Genomic DNA, 16642 nt, shown 5'->3' with positions numbered 1-16642 from the left:
CCGGTGTCATCCACGATGCCCAGGGGCCGGTTATTCCGCGAGCGCTTCTTCCTCGTCGGGCTTGAAGGCGTCGCGCGAAATCTTCATCCGGTTGCGGATCTCGTAGGCCCCCAGCAGGGCCAGCGCCACCACGAACGGGACGAGGTAGTAGCACAGCCGGTAGAGCAGAAGGGCGCCGAGAACCGGCTCCCGCGGATAGCTCGAGAGAGCCAGCAGGATCGTGGCCTCGAAGACGCCGAGCCCGCCCGGAGCATGACTGGCCACCCCCAGCATGACGGCAAAGATATAGACGGCCACGAACGTTTCGAAGCTGATGTTGTGGCCGCCCGGCAGCAGGACGAAGAGCACCCCGGCTCCGGCGCAGACATCGACGGCTCCGATCAGGATCTGTGCGATCGAGAGGCGGAACCCCGGCAGTTCGAGTTTCCAGCCCTGAATCTTGACCATCCGGCGCTTGATGGAAACCCAGACGAGATAGCCCACCACGAAAATGCCCGCGGACAGGCCGACGAACTGATTGAGCCAGATGCTCGTATAGACGAGGCTGGCCACGTCGTCCGCCTGCCTGATCATGCTCCAGGACAGAACCAGCGCCATGCCGAGCCAGAAGGTCACGCCGGCAATGACCGTGAGGCTCGCCACCCGCGCCCCGCTGACGCCCTTCGAGGCGTAGATCCAATAGCGGACCGTTCCCGCCGTCAGCAACGGGAACCCCAGGGTGAAGCTGACGGCATAGCTCGTGAACGACGCGAGTGCCGTCGTGCGATACGGGATGTGCAGCTTCAACTGCCGCAAGGCGATGGCGTCGTAGCAGGTCAGCAGACCGTAGCTGACAGCGGTAAAGAGCACCGCCAAGCCGATCTGGCGGAAGCTGGCGGCCGTGAAGGCCGCCTTGAGTTCGTTGGTGTCGATTTCCGAAACAATGTGCCAGAGCACGACGAGGGAAGCCCCGAACAGCAGGATGCTCGCAGCCATCCCGATCCAGGCGAAGCGGTGGGATCGCCGCTCCTTCGGATGGAGTGCGTCTGCCGACGCAATGGCCGGTGGAGAAACCGGATTGGGGCTCATGTCATTCATGAAAAAAGAAACCAGCCTCAGCTCGGGAAACGCCGCCGATCTTTCGACGAGCAGCCCTGCATCTATGTGCTCGAACGGCGAACCACCAGACGCGGAGCGATCCTTAATGACTTTCGGGCCGCGGGGCTACTCCCGGGCAACTTCCGGCCCGGAGATGCCACGGATTGCATCGGGACGACTTGCCAAGCTCTTAAAAGGCCTAGAACTATGGCTTCAACAACGAAGCTGACCGGAAGGCAACCGATGCCAGGGGGACGCGAGTGGACTTGAATGCGACCGAGAGCCAGTTTGCCGTTCTGGCGGAAAGTCTGCCGCAGCTTGTCTGGTCGGCCCGTCCGGATGGATATCACGACTACTTCAACCGGCGCTGGCACGAATTCACCGGTTTGACGATGGAGCAATCCTTCGGCGAGGGATGGACCGGCGCCGTTCACCCCGACGACCTCCCGACGGTCCTCGACCGCTGGCATGCGTCGCTCGAAGCGGGGCAGCCCTATGAGGGAGAATGCCGGATCAGGCGGGCGGATGGACACTATTCCTGGATGCTCAGCCGGGGCATCCCGATCCAGGACATGTCCGGAACGATCGCGCGCTGGTTCGGCACCTGCACCGACATCGACGGCCAGAAGCAGGCGGAGGAATCCCTTCGCACCCTGGAGGAGCAGCACCGGCTGGCGCTCGAGGCCGCCCGGCTCGGCACGTGGAGGATCGATCTCGACGCCGGAACCGTGAGCTGGGATGAAGGAACCTGCGCCCTCTTCAACATTCCACCCGACGGCCTGCACAGCATGCCCCTGGAGGAGGCCATGGAGCGGGTTCATCCTGATGATCGCCAGGCCGTGAAGGAGCACATGGCGGCTGCCACCGCCCCGGGCTCCGGTGGCCGCTACGAGGCGGAGTATCGAACCATCCTCTCCGATGGCAGCGTCCGCTGGATGCGCTCCAACGGATCCGTCCGTTTCGTCGGGAGCGGCGACCGGCCTCGTGCCGTCAGCCTCTCCGGCATCATCAGCGACATCACCGAGCAGAAGGCCTCGCAGGAAGCGCAGCAGCTCCTGACGCGGGAATTGACGCACCGGGTCAAGAACCTCTTCGCCATCGCCAACGGCATGGTTTCCATGACGGCCCGAACGGCCAAGGATCCCAAGGAGATGGCCAATGCCCTGCGGGGACGCCTGAGCGCCCTGTCGCGGGCGCATGAACTGGTCCAGCCGGTGTCGGCCTCAGGCGCTCACGGGGGCTCCGAGGTCGACCTGAAGAAGCTCATCGAGTCCGTCCTTGCGCCTTACACCCAGGTGGAAGGCGGCCGGATCGTCGCCGAGGGCCCCGAGGTGCGCGTGGGCTCCAACACCACCACGAGCCTCGCCCTGGTCCTGCACGAGCTTGCCACCAACGCCGCCAAATACGGCTGCCTGTCCAATTCGGAGGGACAGCTTGCCATCCGGTGGAGGATCGACGGCGACGACGTCAGGATCGACTGGACCGAGGTCGGGGGGCCGCCGGTCCTCGGGCCGCCCAGCTTCGAGGGGTTCGGCAGTCAGCTTGCCCAGAGAAGCATCGCCGGCCAGCTCGGCGGCACGCTGGAGCGCGAATGGCGAACCGAGGGTCTGTGCGTGCACATGGCGATGCCGCTCGGCCGCCTGACCGCTTGACGGCCGGCCGCCGCGATCCTGCCACGGGTGATCCATGACGACCGTTTCTCGCCGCACCCTCGTTCTCGGCGGAGCCCGCTCGGGAAAGAGCCGTCTGGCCCAAGATCTGGCCGAAACGGCCTTCGGACAGCGGGTCTATGTGGCGACGGCCCAGGGGCTCGACGACGAGATGCGGGAGCGCATTGCCCGCCACCGGTCCGAGCGCGACGATTCCTGGACGACCCGCGAGGCTCCGCTCGCCCTCGCCGAGGCCATCCGCCGGGAAACCGCTCCCGAGCGGGTCGTGCTGGTCGATTGTCTGACGCTGTGGCTGTCGAACGTTCTGCTCGCGGGGGCGAACGTGGAACAAGGGACGCATGACCTCGTGCGGGCGGTCGCCGAAGCCGCGGGACCTCTCGTGCTCGTCTCGAACGAGGTCGGCCACGGCCTCGTGCCGGAAACCCCTCTCGGGCGCGCATTCCGTGACGCCCAGGGGCGGCTGAACCAGCGGATGGCCGCAACCTGCGATGCCGTGGTCTTCATGGCGGCCGGATGCCCGCTTCTCCTCAAGCCCGCGCCCCCTCTCCGACTGACGCTCCGGTAAGTGGCTGCTCCGGGTTACCGCACCTTCTTCCTGACCTCTTCCGCGAGAGCATCGATGGCGGCAGGCGTCGACGGCCCGCCACAGATCTCCAGCCGGCCGGCCATGGACAGGCGCCGCTCCGGCGGCACGCTTTCCGTCAGAGCGGGATGAACGAGGAGAGCGGAGCCGTTGTCGACGGCCCGCCCGGCATCGTCCTCCATGAGCATGTAGTCGGGTGGGCGGGTGACGATTTCCTCGAGCCGGGCCACGCCGCCCCCGCTCAGCCCAAGTCGGTCCTGATGCAGGGTGAAGCCCATATGCTGCAGGATCTCACCCATGAGCGACGCGGAAGCAGGCACCCACCCCCTTCTCTGATAGTGCAGGATGCTGCGCCCGTCCGGCACGATGTCCTTCGTGCGCCCAAGCGCGGCGTCGATGTCCGCGATCAGGGCCTCGCCGCGTTCGGGATGGCCCAGGCGCCGGGCGACCGTCCTGATCTGCTCCCGCCCCTGCTCCAGGCTCTGCCAAGGATCGAGAGCGAGCACCTCAAGCCCCTGGCCCTCCAGAAGCGACGTGCGATTGTATTGTCCGAAGGAGCCGGTGAGGACGAGATCCGCGCCGCCGAAGAGGATTGCCTCCCCCTTCCCTTCGTTCATCGGCAGGCCTTCGGCCTCGTCGGCCAGGAAGGAGAGCGACCTGTCGACGGCAAGCGGGCTCAAGGAGGCGATCTGCTCCCTGTCCGCCAAGGCAAGCAGCATCTGATCGGTACAGAGATTGAGCGAGACCACACGCTGCGGCTTCTGCGCGGCCGGAACGCTCCCGGTGCCGAAAAGCAACACAAGCGCCGCGAGCGCAAGCGGACCGGAAATTCGTTTGTGGCAGAGTTGCGGCATGATGGGCAACCCCCTATGAGAGGGACCGACGTTGGTGCCTCGAGCGATCGAGGTGAAACGGGAACACGGTGCGGATTCGTCCTATCCCGTGGCTGCCCCCGCAACTGTAAGCGGCGAGCGGCGATCCTTCATGCCACTGAATCCCCCGCGGCGGAAGCTCGGGATTTGGGAAGGCGGATCGTGCGCCACAACCCGCGAGCCAGGAGACCGGCCAATGTCCGAGTGCAACCCATCTTTGCTCGCGGTGGGGCGGGCAGGAGGTCTCCATGTTTACGCCATCGCGCCGCCTCCTGGCGGCTTCCGTCTCGTTTTGCGCGCTCGTCAGCGGAGCCGTGCAGGCCCAAACCGTGACGGAGCCGATGCTCCTTCCGGACATCGTCATCACCGCAACCCGCACGCCGCTCGCCATCACGCAGGCAGGCAGCGCGATCTCGGTGATCACCGGTGAGGAAATCGCCAAGGAATCCCCGAAGAGCATCGCGGACGTGCTGCGCCGCGTGCCGGGCCTCTCGGTTGTCGAGACCGGCGGAGCCGGCGCCACCACGTCCGTGCGCATCCGCGGCGGCGAGGCGCGCCATACCCTCGTTCTCATCGACGGCGTGCGCGTGAACGATCCGTCCTCGGGATCGGCCGAGTTCGACTTCGCCAATCTGGTCGCGACGGACATCGAACGCATCGAGGTTCTGCGCGGCCCGCAATCCGCTCTCTACGGCTCCGATGCCATGGGCGGCGTGATCAACGTCATTACCCGCAAGGGCAAGGGCGCGCCGCGCTTCACCACCAGCGTCGAGGCCGGGAGCTACGGCACCAAGGCGGTGCGCGCCGCCGTCTCCGGCAGTTCCGGTCCGGTCTCCTATGCCTTCTCCACGACCGGTTTCGACACGGCGGGCTTCTCCCGCTACGGCTACCGTATCGGAAGGATCGAGAACACGCGCTTCTGGCCCCTCGAAGCGGATGGAGCCCAGCGCCTCGGCGCGTCCGGTCGCGTGATTGTCGCGCTCTCTCCCGACGCGGAACTCGAGGTGGGAGGATATGGCAGCTTCAACGGCGCACAGTACGATGCCATCTTCGGCAGTCTGCCCGACTCGCCGTCGCAGTCGCAGCAGCGCCTCTTCGAGGGGCATACCCGACTGACGGCCTATACCTTGGACGGTTTGCTGCGGAACACGATCCTCGTCTCGGCGAGCCGCACGAACAGACACTATAGGGATGTGGGCTCCTATGCCCTGCCGTCCCTGTACTGGTCGAATTCCGGCTTCACCGGCGACCGCGTCGCGGCGGAGTACCAGGGCGACCTGAAGCTCGGCGCCTTCGGCCTTCTCACCTTCGGCGCGAAAGCGGAGCGGGAGCGCCTCACCTCGACCGCCCGGGACGTTCTGCCCTTCGTCACGCCCGAGCGCGAGACGAACGACGCCTCTCAGACGACGCGCTCGCTCTATGCGCTCCATCAGTTCACCCTTTTCGAGAACCTGCATCTGTCCCTCGGGGGCCGTCTCGACGACGTCGAGGACGGCGACCGCTTCGGCACCTGGCGCGCCACGGCAGCCTACGAGGTCCCGAACACGGGCATGAAGATCCGCGGAAGCGTGGGCACCGGCGCCAAGGCTCCGAGCCTGTACCAGCTGTACGACCCCAGCTACGGCAACCCGGCGCTCGAGTCGGAGCATTCGGTCGGCTTCGACGTCGGCATCGATCAGCGCCTGCTCGATGATCGCCTTCTTCTGTCGGCCACGTTCTTCGCCAACCGCTTCCGCAACCTGATCGACTTCGCCAGCTCGGACGAGTGCCGCCCCGACCAGGCTTTCGGCTGCTTCGTGAACGTGGCCCGCGCCACCACGTCGGGCGTCGAGCTCTCGGCGGATGTGGACGTCGTTCCGTCATGGCTGCGCGTCAAGGCGACCTACACCCATCTTGAGGCATTCGATCAGGTTACGGACCTGCGCCTTGCCCGGCGCCCGCGGGACGAGGGCCGCCTCGGCCTGATTGTGACCCCCGTCGCAGGATTATCCATCGAGCCGTCGGTGGTCTTTACCGGCACCCGCTTCTCCTCGACGGGTGAGCAGAACAAGCTCCAGCCCTATGCGCGCTTCGACGTCTATGCGGATTACCGGATCAACGACACCTTCAGTGTCTATGCGCGGGCGGAGAACCTGACCGACGCCCGGTATCAGGACGTGTACGACTACGGCACCGCAGGCCGCTCCTTCTATGCCGGTCTGCGCGCAACCTGGTGAAGCGGCAATAGCCGAACCGACATTGTAGCGGGAGGGCATTCGGGCTCTCCCGCTCCCAAGCCGCCGGCGAAACGGCGCCATTCCGGCCTCTAATTCAAGGCAAAGCCGCCTCCGCTCGGTCCCGCGGCGCCGAGCTGGCAGGGCCGGTATTTCAGGGACCCCGAGAGGGCTTTTCCTGCCCCGGCGACCCCGACAGCAGAGATCGATGAGAAGACGGCCGTCACTGTCCTAGGCGCGGCGCGTCTTCCTATGCCTGCGCGGCCGGTTAGCGAACGGCCGAGGTCGAATCGAGACCTAATTCTCTCCAAGCCATTGAATGTATTCGATTTCAGCCCTTCCAGAGCGCTTCCGCTTAGCCTGAGCGGCCTAGGCCATGAAGCCTAGCCGATGGAGCATTGCCTAGAAAGTTCCGGGTGATACTGTTTCAAAATGCGCGACAGGACGCCGCGATGGGAGGTGGAATGACCCCGGACAAGGTCAAGCTGACCCATTCTGAACATACCGAGCCGTCACCACGGGTCCCTGACTTGAACGAAAAACGACCGCTCGCCCGCCTCGCGGGAGCGATGCGGGATCTTCTCGGGGGTTCATGCATGACTGTAGTCCTGACAGCGTCTCGCGACGCTCGCCAGCCAGCCATTCTTCTGCATAACGACGAAAGCCGTCTTTTGTTTCAACCGCGCCAGGCAATGCGCCCTGGCAACAGCACATGGGGCAAGAAGGCCCTGCTGCGCCTGACCACGAGCATGGCTCTGGGCGCCCTTCTGACGATTGCGACCGTGAGCGCTGCGTCCGACCCGGCCGCTGCCGCGAACGCCAACTCCCTCGCCGCGCCCCAGGCGCAAACCACCGTCGCCCACGCGAACGGGATCGAGGCGATGTCGCATTCCGACCTCGCCAAGGCGGAGCGTCCGGCCCCGACGGCGACGGCCGCCGATCCGCTGGCGGCGATCGTGCCGGTTGCGGCCGCAGAGGAAGGCGACCTGCGCGCCCGCATCATCTCCCTGATGCCGCTCACGGACGCTCCCGAGGTCGAGGGTGCCGACACTGCGGAAGCAGGGGCCTCGGCCGGAGACTATCTGCGGTTCGAGGAGATGCGCGTGCCGCGCTGGATCGTGGATGCCGTCCTGCGCGCCTCCGAGGTCACCGGCGTGGATCCCGTCTACATGATGGCCCTGGCGGACAAGGAATCGAGCTTCATTCCCGACAACAAGGCGTCGTCCTCATCGGCGCAGGGACTCTATCAGTTCATTTCCAGCACTTGGATCGAGGTGATCCGCTCCTTCGGGGCGCAGCACGGCCTGACCGCGGAAGCGGAAGCGGTCAAGGTCGTCAACGGCCAGCTCACCGTGCCGGACGAAGCCATGCGCGAGCACATCCTCGGCCTGCGCCGCAACCCCTACATTTCCGCGCTCATGGCGGCGGAGATGAAGAAGCGGGACCGGGCGAAGATCGAGCAGAAGATCGGCCGCGAGATCAACCGGTCGGAGTTCTATCTCTCCCACTTCTTCGGCGTGGACGGGGCCGGCAAGTTCATCTCGATGGTGGACGAGAAGCCGAAGCAGAGCGCTCCTCGCCTCTTCCCGGCCGCGGCCAAGGCCAACAAGGCCCTGTTCTTCGCCAAGGCCGGCCGCAAGACCCGCCAGCTCACGGTGGCGGAGGTCTACGACAAGATCGACGAGATGATCGACTCGCGCCTCAACCGCTACGAAGGCGTATCCGCCGTGGCGGTGGCCGGCGTCGCTCTCTGAGAGGAGGCATCCGGCTCCTCTGAGCCGGGCCGTTCCTCCGTGGATCGGTCGGTGGACGCGGAGGCTTCGGCGGCTGCGTCCGCCTCCAGCCGCGTCTCGAGAACGGTCGTGGCCGAGCCCGTCGGCAGAATCTCCACGAATCCGCCCTTCGCCGGAGGCCGTGGCAGGAGCCTGATGCGCACGACGATGAATGCCATCAGGGCGAACGAGATCACCGCCGAATAGATGAACAGCCCCCTGGGGCCGATCAGATCCATGGCCAGGGCCCCGAACAGGGGGCCTATCGTGACGCCCACGGCCCAGGAAAACAGGAGTGAGCCGACCGTGGAGACGATCTGGCCGGGATCCACGATATCGCAGGCATGGGCGACGCAGACGGAATAGATGCAGAGCGCCAGACCGCCCCAGGCGGCAAAACCCAGCAGGATGAGCGTTTCCCCACCCTGCGCGCTCGCCAGAAGAATGAGGATCGAAACGAGGCTGGTGCCGCCGGCCAAGCCCGCGATCACATAGCGGCGGTCCGAGCGGTCGGACAGCCATCCGAGCGGCCACTGCATCACCAGGCTGCCGGCCTGCAGCGCAAACAGCAGCGCCGCCGACTTTTCCTGCGTCAGCCCGATGCTGACGCCGAAGACCGGCGTGATGGCGATGACCGGACCGTTGACCAGGCCCACCGCGAAGGCGCCGATGACGGCCGACGGCGCCGCCACGAAAAGGCTCCGCACCCGGATGCGCACGCTGCGCGGGGCGGGAGGTTCCTCGGTCGTCGTCGCGGCGATCGGAAGAAGCGACAGGGACATCACCGCGCTCACGGCCATGAAGAGCCCGTCCGCCTGGATGCTGCCGAGCCCGATCCCGAGGGGAGAGAGCATGAGCGCGATCTTGGTGCAGATCATGTAGATCGACAGGATGCGGCCGCGGTGGCTGGAAACGGCGCGGGCGCTGATCCAGCCGTCCGTCACCGTGAAGATGCACGCGAAGGTGATGCCGGTCAGTCCGCGCAGAATCGCCCAGGCCAGGGTCGAATGGGCTTGCGTCATGCCCAGCACGACGACGGCCGCGATGGCCGCGAGGCTCGCAAAGGCCCGGATGTAGCCCACATGCCGGATGAAGGACGGGGCGAGAAAGCAGCCGGATGAAAAGCCGAGCCCGTAAGCCGCCGCCACGATGCCGATGGACGAGATCGAGAGGCCCTCGGCCTGCATGCGCAGGGGCATCAAGGCCTGCAGAAGACCGTTGGCACCTTGCAGGAGAGTGGTCGCGGCCGTGATCGTCCAGATGAGGGCTAGGGAGGAGTTCACGGGCTCAACGGAAAGGTGGGAGCGGCGGCCGCAGGATGAGCAATGATAGAGGGCAAGCGCCGCCGGAGATCAAGAGCCCATATCCGGCCCGAAGCGCATGTTCGGCGAGATCGGGTATGCCAAGCAGCCTTCGCCCCCGGCATACCGCAGGTGAATTCGAGAAAGGTCTAGTTCTTGGCCGTCTCTCGCCGGAAGCTGGCAAAGAGATAGAAGCCGTTGAACCGAACGCCGGTTGCCGCGGCCTTCCCATCGAAGCCCAGCGGGGCATCGGAACCATCGACGCGCCCGTCGAACTGCCAATGGGGGCCGATTACGAAACGGGGGACGGAGCGCTCTTCCGGTACGGCACAGCAGAGCCCATCGGGCCCGGTACTTCGAAACACATTATAAGAATTCATGTTGCCCTCCTCAGTTATGCCTCGCCGCGAATCGATTGATAATCGAACAGAACGGCAGGACTATGTTCGCTGCCGCACATTGCGGCGCCGGAATCCGGCCGTTCCAGGTTCGGCGACGAGAGGGAGAGCGAGGGATGAAAGTTCAAGGAATCTTGTGGCGAAGCCTCGTAGGGCTTGGCTTTCTTTCGGCCGCACCGCTTGTCGCGCCCGCTTTCTCCCAACCCGCGGCGCCGGCTCCGGAAGCGCCGACCGGCCGCACGGCGAAGTCTGCCGGCTCGGCCACGCAGGACATGGTCGCGGCCGCCAATCCCCTGGCGGCTCAGGCGGGACGGGAAATTCTCGCGGCCGGCGGCAGCGCCGTCGATGCGGCGGTGGCCGTCCAGCTCGTCCTCAACCTGGTCGAGCCGCAGAGTTCCGGCATCGGCGGGGGCGCGTTCCTGGTGTTCTGGGACGGAACGACCATGACCACCCTCGACGGCCGCGAGAAGGCGCCCGCCGCGGCCACGCCCGAGCGCTTCCTGGGTCCCGACGGCAAGCCGATGAAGTTCTACGATGCCGTGGTCGGAGGCCGCTCGGTCGGCGTCCCCGGAACGGTCCGCCTGCTCGAGACCGCGCACCGGAACTGGGGCAAGCTGCCCTGGAAGGATGTGATCGAGCCCGCGGCTCGCCTGGCCGAGAACGGCTTTGCCATCTCGCCCCGCCTCAACGGCCTTCTGACCCAGGAGAAATACCTCCAGAACGATCCGGTCGCCCGCGCCTATTTCTACGAGGCCGACGGCACGCCGAAGGCCGTGGGGACCATCCTCAGGAATCCGGCCTTTGCCCGGACCCTGCGCACCATCGCCGAAAAGGGAGCGGATGCTTTCTATACGGGCGAGATCGCCCAGGACATCGTGGCGACGGTGACGGGCCACGCCACGAATCCGGGCGACATGACCCTCGACGACCTTGCGAACTACAAGGTCGAGGAGCGGGCAGCCCTCTGCGGCCCCTACCGCAGCTACAAGATCTGCGGCATGGGTCCGCCCAGCTCCGGACAGGTGGCCGTGCAGCAGATCATGGCGACCCTGGAAACCCAGGACATGGCGGCCCTGAAGCCCGGGCCGGAGGCGGCGCATTGGATGGCCGAGGCCGGCCGCCTCGCCTTTGCGGACCGCGCCCTCTACATCGCCGACCCGGCCTTCGTGAGCGTTCCGGTCAAGGGCCTGACCGATCCCGGCTACCTGAAGTCCCGCGCAGCCCTCGTCGACCCGAACAAATCCATGGGCAAGGCCCAGCCGGGCGATCCCCCGTTCCAGAAGACCTTCCGGTGGGGCGCATCGGAGGGCATCGAATTCGGCACCAGCCACATCTCCATCGTCGACCGGAACGGCAACGCCGTCTCCATGACCACCACCATCGAGGACGGCTTCGGCGCGAGGATCATGACCAGGAGCGGCTTCCTGCTCAACAACGAGCTGACCGACTTTTCCTTCACGCCCGCGGAGGACGGCAAGCCCGTGGCGAACCGGGTGGAGGGCGGCAAGCGGCCGAGGAGCTCCATGGCTCCGACGATCGTGCTCGACGGCAACGACAAGCTCTATGCCGTCGTGGGATCGCCGGGCGGAAGCCTGATCATCAACTACGTCGCCAAGGCCCTGGTGGGCCTGCTGGACTGGAAGCTCGACCCGCAGGTCGTGGCGGACCTGCCGAATTTCGGCAGCCGCAACGGCCCGACGGAGCTGGAGGCCGGGACGGAGGCCGAGGCCTGGAAACCGGCGCTCGAGGCGAAGGGCCATGAGATCCGCCTGATCCCTCAGACCTCCGGCATCCACGCCATCGTGGTGAGCCCGTCAGGCCTTGTCGGCGGCGCCGACAGCCGGCGCGAGGGGGTTGCCATCGGCAATTAGCACCCGTGTCTCGGGAAGCGTGTCCCTGGCCCTCGACGGATGCGCTTCCCGCATAAAAAACGATTGTTCCTTAAAAAGAACGATCCTACACTCGCTCCATGACCAAGACACGATGTCCCGACTACCATCTCGAGACCCGCCTCGTTCACGACGGCCAGGAGCGCAGTTCCTTCGGCGAAACCTCCGAGGCGCTCTTTCTGACGCAAGGGTTCGTCTATGAGACCGCCGAGAGCGCCGAGAGACGGTTCCTGAACGAGGAGCCGGGATACAGCTATACCCGCTTCTCCAATCCGACCGTCGCCATGTTCGAGCAGCGAATGGCCTCCCTGGAAGGCGCCGAGGCGGCGGCCGCCACGGCCACGGGCATGGCCGCCGTCACCGCCGCCATGGTGGGGCAACTGCAGGCGGGAGATCATGTGGTCGCGGCGCGGGCTCTCTTCGGGTCCTGCCGCTGGGTGGTCGAGGATCTCCTGCCTCGCTTCGGCGTCGGCTGCACCCTCGTCGATGGACCGGACCTCGGCCGGTGGCGTGCTGCGGTCAGGCCCGAAACCAAGGTCTTTCTGCTGGAGACGCCCTCAAATCCGAGCCTGGAGATCATCGACATCGCCGGCGTCGCCAACATCGCCCACGCGGCCGGCGCGACGCTCACCGTCGACAACGTGTTCGCCACGCCGCTCTGGCAGAAGCCCCTGGAGCTGGGGGCCGATTGCGTCGTCTATTCCGCCACCAAGCACATCGACGGCCAGGGCCGCTGCCTGGGCGGCGTGATCCTCGGCTCCGCGGAGTTCATCGAGACGAAGGTGCAGCAATTCCTGCGGATGACCGGCCCCACCCTCTCGCCCTTCAACGCCTGGGTTCTGCTCAAGGGGCTCGAGACCCTGTCGCTCCGGGTCGAGCGGCAGACCGCGACGGCCGGCTTCCTGGCCGACGCCCTGCACGATCACCCGAAGCTCGAGCGCCTGACCTATCCGGGGCGCCCCGACCATCCGCAGGCGGAATTGATCAAGCGGCAGATGCGCGGAGGCTCCACCATGATCGCCCTCGACGTTCAGGGCGGCAAGGAGGGTGCCTTCCGGTTCATGAACGGATTGCGGCTCATCCGCATCTCGAACAATCTCGGCGACGCGAAGAGCCTCGTCACGCATCCCGCAACCACCACGCACCAGCGCTTCACACCCGAATTGCGGGCCGAGATGGGGATCTCCGACGGCCTCGTCCGCCTCTCCATCGGGCTTGAGCACGGGGAGGATCTCCTGGAGGACCTGAACCAGGCTTTGGCCCGGGTCTGACCGATCAGGCCCCGGACGTCAGGGCTGCCCCCACATGCCTCGCCCGCCCGGCTCCGAGGCCGCAGAGGGCAGCCGCGACGCCGAGAAAGACGAACAACAGGCCCGACGAGGCGAAGCTCCCGGTCCAGTCGCGGAGGAATCCGACGATCAGCGGCCCGCACGCTGCGAGAACATAGCCGACGCCCTGAGCCATGCCGGAGAGCTGCGCGGCGACATGGGCATCCGGCGAGCGCAGGATGATCAGGGTCAGGGCGACGGCAATCAGTCCCCCCTGACCGAATCCCTGAAGCACGGCCCAGATCCACACCGTCGAAAGCGGCGCGAAGAGGCAGCCCAGAAGGCCGGTCACGGCGGCGGCGACCAGCAGCACGTTGATCAATCGCTGATCGCGCCCTCTCACGGCGATGGAGGGCACGACCAGGCAGGCGCCGGTCTGAACCAGGACCGAAACCGACACGACGAACCCGGCGGTGATCGCATCCAGTCCCCGCTCCCGCAGGATCGGCGCAAGCCACCCGAAGACGCAATAGGCGAGCGCCGATTGCAGCCCCATGAACAGGGTGACCTGCCAGGCGAGCCTGTCGCGCCACAGCCACGCCCCATGTGATCGCGCCCGGCGGATATGGGGCTGGGAGAACAGGGATTGCGGAGCCCAAAGAAGCACGACGACGACGGCCGGCACCGCCCAGACGGCGAGCGCGAGAGGCCAGGAGCCGCCGAGGACGTGTTCCAGAGGCACCGTGAAACCGGCGGCGCTGGCGGCGCCGGCACAGAGAGCCATTGTATAAAGCCCCGTCATCATGGCCGCGCGGGTCGGGAAGTCCCGCTTCACGAGACCCGGCAGGAGCACGTTGACGACGGCGATGCCCGCACCGGCGAGGACCGAGCCGATCAGGAGCGCCGGCACCGTAGCCAGACCTCGCAGAGCGGTGCCGACGGCCAGGACGACGAGCATCGCCAGGATCGTGCGTTCGGCGCCGTATCGACGGGCCAGTTCGGGGGCGATGGGCGCAAACAGGCCGAGGCACAGCACAGGCAGCGTGGTCATGAGGCTTGCGCCGGAGGGCGACACGCCCGTGCTCTGCATGACTTCGGGAAGGAGAACGGAAAGGCTGGAGAAGACCGGCCGCAGGTTGAACGCGATCAGGACGATGCTGACGCCGAGCAGGACGCGCCCCGCAACGCTCTGGGGCGGGCTCGGCGGCGGCGGCGCGCTGCCGGCCTCCGCATCGATCAGCTGCTCGTCGGCAAGATCCATCTCATGGGGAGACGCGGGACTCTGGCTTGGCTGGGACACGTTCGGGCGACCTGCTGCGAGAACGACGGAGCATGTGCCTATAACGCCTGAGCCGCGGACAGCCAGGGCCGGCCGAGAATGGGAGGGTTGCTCGAAGCTCGTGCAGGTGCGGCGGCTGGCGGCGTCAGGCCGCCCGGAGCCGCGAAAGGAAACCGCCCACGGCAAGGATGAGAGCGTCCGCCTGCTCGCGGATCTGGCCGACGGCGCCCGCTGCGTGGCCCGCCGCCTCCCCTGCCGTCGCGGCAGCCGCGCTGACGCCGGCCACGTTCCGCGACACCTCCCGGGTGCCTTCCGCGGCCTGCCCCACATTCCCGGCGATCTGCCGCGTCGCGGCCGCCTGTTCCTCCGCCGCCGCGGCGACCGAGGCCGAGATGGCGTCGATCTCGCCGATCACGCGCCCAATGCCGACGACGGCCGTCACCGCCTCCTCCGTCGTTGACTGCATGGCGGCGATCTGGGCGGAAATGTCCTCCGTCGCCTGCGCGGTCTGGCTGGCAAGCGCCTTCACCTCGCTCGCCACGACGGCAAATCCCCGCCCGGCCTCGCCGGCGCGGGCCGCCTCGATGGTGGCGTTCAGCGCAAGCAGGTTGGTCTGGGAGGCGATCTCGGCGATCAGCTTGACCACATTGTCGATCCGCTGCGCGGTTTGGGCCAATTCGCCGACCGTGGCATTCGTCCGTTCCGCCATCTGGGTCGCCTGCCGCGCCACGGCGGCGGCCCGGTTCATCTGAGCCGTGACCTCGAGCGAGGAGCGCGTCAGCTCCTCGGTGGCAACGGCCACCGCATCGATGTTTCCGGTGCTCTGCTCGGACCCCGCAGCTGCGGAGAGCGACTGGCTGGCCGTGACCTCCACCGACTCGGCAACGGTATGCGTTGCCGCCTCGGCCTGCTGGGCCGCCCCGGCGAGTGCGCTGACAGCCTGGTTCACCTCGCGCTCCAGGGCGTCGGCGATCGCGAGGAGCCCCGTGCGCCGCTCCGCCTCGGTCTGATCCCGCGTCTGTTCCTGCAGGGCCCGCAGGTGCTCGACCTCCTGTGCATTGGCCTTGAACACCTGGAGGGCCTCCGCCAGGCGGCCGATCTCGTCGCGTCCGCTGTAGCGCAGGGGATCGATCGTCAGATCGCCCTTGGCGAGCCGCTGAACGAGGCCGGTCACGACCACGAGGCGGCGCGACACCCTGAAGTTCACGAACCAGATCAGGCCGCCGACGCAGATGAGGGTCGCCGTCCCGGCGAGCATGAGCAGCAGCATGGCGCGGCGGGCGTGCTCGAGGCTGCCTTCGGCGGCCTGCACCGCCTGGGCGGCGCCGGCCTCCGACAGGCGCAGGGCCGGTTCGAGCAGAGTGCTGGACTGGTCGTAGAACGCATCGAAGCTCAAGGGGAACGACCCCGTGGCGGACGCCTCGAGCATTCCGGCCCTCAGGGAACGGTAGCTCCCGAAGAGCTGTGCCTGGAGGACCTCCGCAATGTCGCGCTGATCCTTGGGAGCATCCGTGCTCTCCAGGGACAGGCGGACCATGTTGAAGATCTCCTCGGCCTTGCCGAAATTCATTTCTGCCTCGGCGACGGCGACCGCGTCCATGGGGGAGCGTGCCGCGCTTGCGATCAGGAAGAAGGTCTGGTCCTGGCTGGCGTATTCGCGCATCTCCCAGGCGAGTTTCTGAACGTTGAGGCCGTGGAGGACGCCAGAGGGCACGGCCGCATCGCGAACGTCGAGATAGGCACCGTAATCGAACAGGGTGCGCGTGAGGGACTTCATTTCCGGCACGAGAAGGCGTGACCGGTCCTTGCTGCGCCTGAAGGCGGTCTTGGTGACCTCGGCATCGATCTCCTGCCGGAGATCGGCGATCTTCTTCACGGCGCCTTCCACGCCGGCCAGAAAGCCTTGGGTCAAGAGGTCCGAGGCCCTTGCCGCGCCTTGGAGCTTCGTCGTGGCCGCATCGAACTTGATCCGCTGCGCATCGAGACGGGAGCGGAGCTCGGGCGTGATCGGTTCGCGAAGGGTGAGCGCGACCTGGGTCAGCACCCGTTCCTGGGAGAGTTCGACGGTCGTCAATCCGAGGAGCTCCCTCAGATGGGCCGCCTCCTCGACCTGCTCGGCCTGGCCGATCGCCGTCAGCTCGCGCTGCAGATCGCGACCGAAGATGACGGAGAGCAGGACGGCGATGCAGATGCAGACCGTCGCTCCCATTAATTTGATGGACATCTCTTCTCAGCCCCTGCCTTCCGCTGCGTCATAAAAACAGGGCAGAGGTTAAGGTCCCGTTGCCGGAGACCCTGTTCGAAACACATTATTCCTAGG

General features: G+C 66.6%; 12 protein-coding genes and 1 riboswitch. Of the genes, 6 read left to right on the top strand and 6 right to left on the bottom strand.

The genetic code is table 11. The annotated features are described in order from the left end of the window. Window positions 1-30 precede the first annotated feature (30 nt). Window positions 31-975, bottom strand: coding sequence for a lysylphosphatidylglycerol synthase domain-containing protein (locus ACFOYU_RS13330; RefSeq protein ID WP_377033968.1), 945 nt, complete (start codon window positions 973-975; stop codon window positions 31-33). 362 nt (window positions 976-1337) lie between these two features. Between ACFOYU_RS13330 and ACFOYU_RS13325 the strand changes: the two genes are divergently transcribed. Further along, window positions 1338-2729 (top strand): sensor histidine kinase, encoded by a 1392-nt coding sequence (locus ACFOYU_RS13325; RefSeq protein WP_226742637.1) that lies wholly within the window; start codon window positions 1338-1340, stop codon window positions 2727-2729. A gap of 34 nt (window positions 2730-2763) precedes the next feature. After that, the gene (cobU, locus tag ACFOYU_RS13320; protein ID WP_377033967.1) at window positions 2764-3312 is read left to right on the top strand and encodes a bifunctional adenosylcobinamide kinase/adenosylcobinamide-phosphate guanylyltransferase; all 549 of its coding nucleotides are present in this window, start codon (window positions 2764-2766) and stop codon (window positions 3310-3312) included. A gap of 14 nt (window positions 3313-3326) precedes the next feature. Here the strand turns inward: cobU and ACFOYU_RS13315 are convergent, their stop codons facing one another. Continuing rightward, on the bottom strand, window positions 3327-4184 hold the full coding sequence (locus ACFOYU_RS13315; RefSeq protein WP_377033966.1) for an ABC transporter substrate-binding protein: 858 nt from the start codon (window positions 4182-4184) through the stop codon (window positions 3327-3329). 15 nt (window positions 4185-4199) lie between these two features. Beyond that, window positions 4200-4415, top strand: a riboswitch (cobalamin riboswitch). A gap of 35 nt (window positions 4416-4450) precedes the next feature. Between ACFOYU_RS13315 and ACFOYU_RS13310 the strand changes: the two genes are divergently transcribed. Continuing rightward, window positions 4451-6418 (top strand): TonB-dependent siderophore receptor, encoded by a 1968-nt coding sequence (locus ACFOYU_RS13310; RefSeq protein WP_226742634.1) that lies wholly within the window; start codon window positions 4451-4453, stop codon window positions 6416-6418. Between the two features lie 689 nt (window positions 6419-7107). Next, window positions 7108-8169 carry a transglycosylase SLT domain-containing protein gene (locus tag ACFOYU_RS13305; protein ID WP_377033965.1) on the top strand — a complete coding sequence of 354 codons (1062 nt, stop codon included), beginning with the start codon at window positions 7108-7110 and terminating at the stop codon, window positions 8167-8169. Here ACFOYU_RS13305 and ACFOYU_RS13300 read toward each other — a convergent pair. Together ACFOYU_RS13300 and ACFOYU_RS13295 are read right to left on the bottom strand one after the other, a co-directional pair. Then, the gene (locus tag ACFOYU_RS13300) at window positions 8124-9470 is read right to left on the bottom strand and encodes an MFS transporter (RefSeq protein ID WP_226742632.1); all 1347 of its coding nucleotides are present in this window, start codon (window positions 9468-9470) and stop codon (window positions 8124-8126) included. The two genes, ACFOYU_RS13305 and ACFOYU_RS13300, sit on opposite strands and share 46 nt — an antisense overlap. A 167-nt stretch (window positions 9471-9637) precedes the next feature. Next, a complete protein-coding gene (locus ACFOYU_RS13295; RefSeq protein WP_226742631.1) occupies window positions 9638-9868 on the bottom strand; it encodes a hypothetical protein in 231 nt (76 codons plus the stop codon). A 134-nt stretch (window positions 9869-10002) separates the two neighbouring features. Here ACFOYU_RS13295 and ggt point away from each other — a divergent pair, with 134 nt between their 5' ends. Together ggt and ACFOYU_RS13285 are read left to right on the top strand one after the other, a co-directional pair. Continuing rightward, a complete protein-coding gene (gene ggt / locus ACFOYU_RS13290) occupies window positions 10003-11757 on the top strand; it encodes a gamma-glutamyltransferase (RefSeq protein ID WP_377033964.1) in 1755 nt (584 codons plus the stop codon). Window positions 11758-11855: 98 nt separating this feature from the next. Next, a complete protein-coding gene (locus tag ACFOYU_RS13285) occupies window positions 11856-13046 on the top strand; it encodes an O-succinylhomoserine sulfhydrylase (protein ID WP_377033963.1) in 1191 nt (396 codons plus the stop codon). 4 nt (window positions 13047-13050) lie between these two features. On the opposite strand, the gene ACFOYU_RS13280 is transcribed toward ACFOYU_RS13285, so the two are convergent. Next, window positions 13051-14343 (bottom strand): CynX/NimT family MFS transporter, encoded by a 1293-nt coding sequence (locus ACFOYU_RS13280; protein WP_377033962.1) that lies wholly within the window; start codon window positions 14341-14343, stop codon window positions 13051-13053. 124 nt (window positions 14344-14467) lie between these two features. Further along, on the bottom strand, window positions 14468-16546 hold the full coding sequence (locus ACFOYU_RS13275) for a methyl-accepting chemotaxis protein (protein WP_377033961.1): 2079 nt from the start codon (window positions 16544-16546) through the stop codon (window positions 14468-14470). Window positions 16547-16642: the final 96 nt, after the last annotated feature.

Source organism: Microvirga sp. GCM10011540 (genome assembly GCF_042650665.1).
GTDB lineage: Bacteria > Pseudomonadota > Alphaproteobacteria > Rhizobiales > Beijerinckiaceae > Microvirga > Microvirga lenta.
Note: the sequence above shows the minus strand (reverse complement) of the source record. Positions and strands in the feature narration are given on the sequence as shown.

What these genes read in the sequence shown, in the direction of transcription:
- ACFOYU_RS13330 (WP_377033968.1), bottom strand. Translation starts at nt 975, where the DNA reads ATGGCTGCGAGCATCCTGCTGTTCGGGGCTTCCCTCGTCGTGCTCTGG.
- cobU (WP_377033967.1), top strand. Translation starts at nt 2,764, where the DNA reads ATGACGACCGTTTCTCGCCGCACCCTCGTTCTCGGCGGAGCCCGCTCG.
- ACFOYU_RS13315 (WP_377033966.1), bottom strand. Translation starts at nt 4,184, where the DNA reads ATGCCGCAACTCTGCCACAAACGAATTTCCGGTCCGCTTGCGCTCGCG.
- ACFOYU_RS13310 (WP_226742634.1), top strand. Translation starts at nt 4,451, where the DNA reads ATGTTTACGCCATCGCGCCGCCTCCTGGCGGCTTCCGTCTCGTTTTGC.
- ACFOYU_RS13305 (WP_377033965.1), top strand. Translation starts at nt 7,108, where the DNA reads ATGCGCCCTGGCAACAGCACATGGGGCAAGAAGGCCCTGCTGCGCCTG.
- ACFOYU_RS13295 (WP_226742631.1), bottom strand. Translation starts at nt 9,868, where the DNA reads ATGAATTCTTATAATGTGTTTCGAAGTACCGGGCCCGATGGGCTCTGC.
- ggt (WP_377033964.1), top strand. Translation starts at nt 10,003, where the DNA reads ATGAAAGTTCAAGGAATCTTGTGGCGAAGCCTCGTAGGGCTTGGCTTT.
- ACFOYU_RS13285 (WP_377033963.1), top strand. Translation starts at nt 11,856, where the DNA reads ATGACCAAGACACGATGTCCCGACTACCATCTCGAGACCCGCCTCGTT.
- ACFOYU_RS13275 (WP_377033961.1), bottom strand. Translation starts at nt 16,546, where the DNA reads ATGTCCATCAAATTAATGGGAGCGACGGTCTGCATCTGCATCGCCGTC.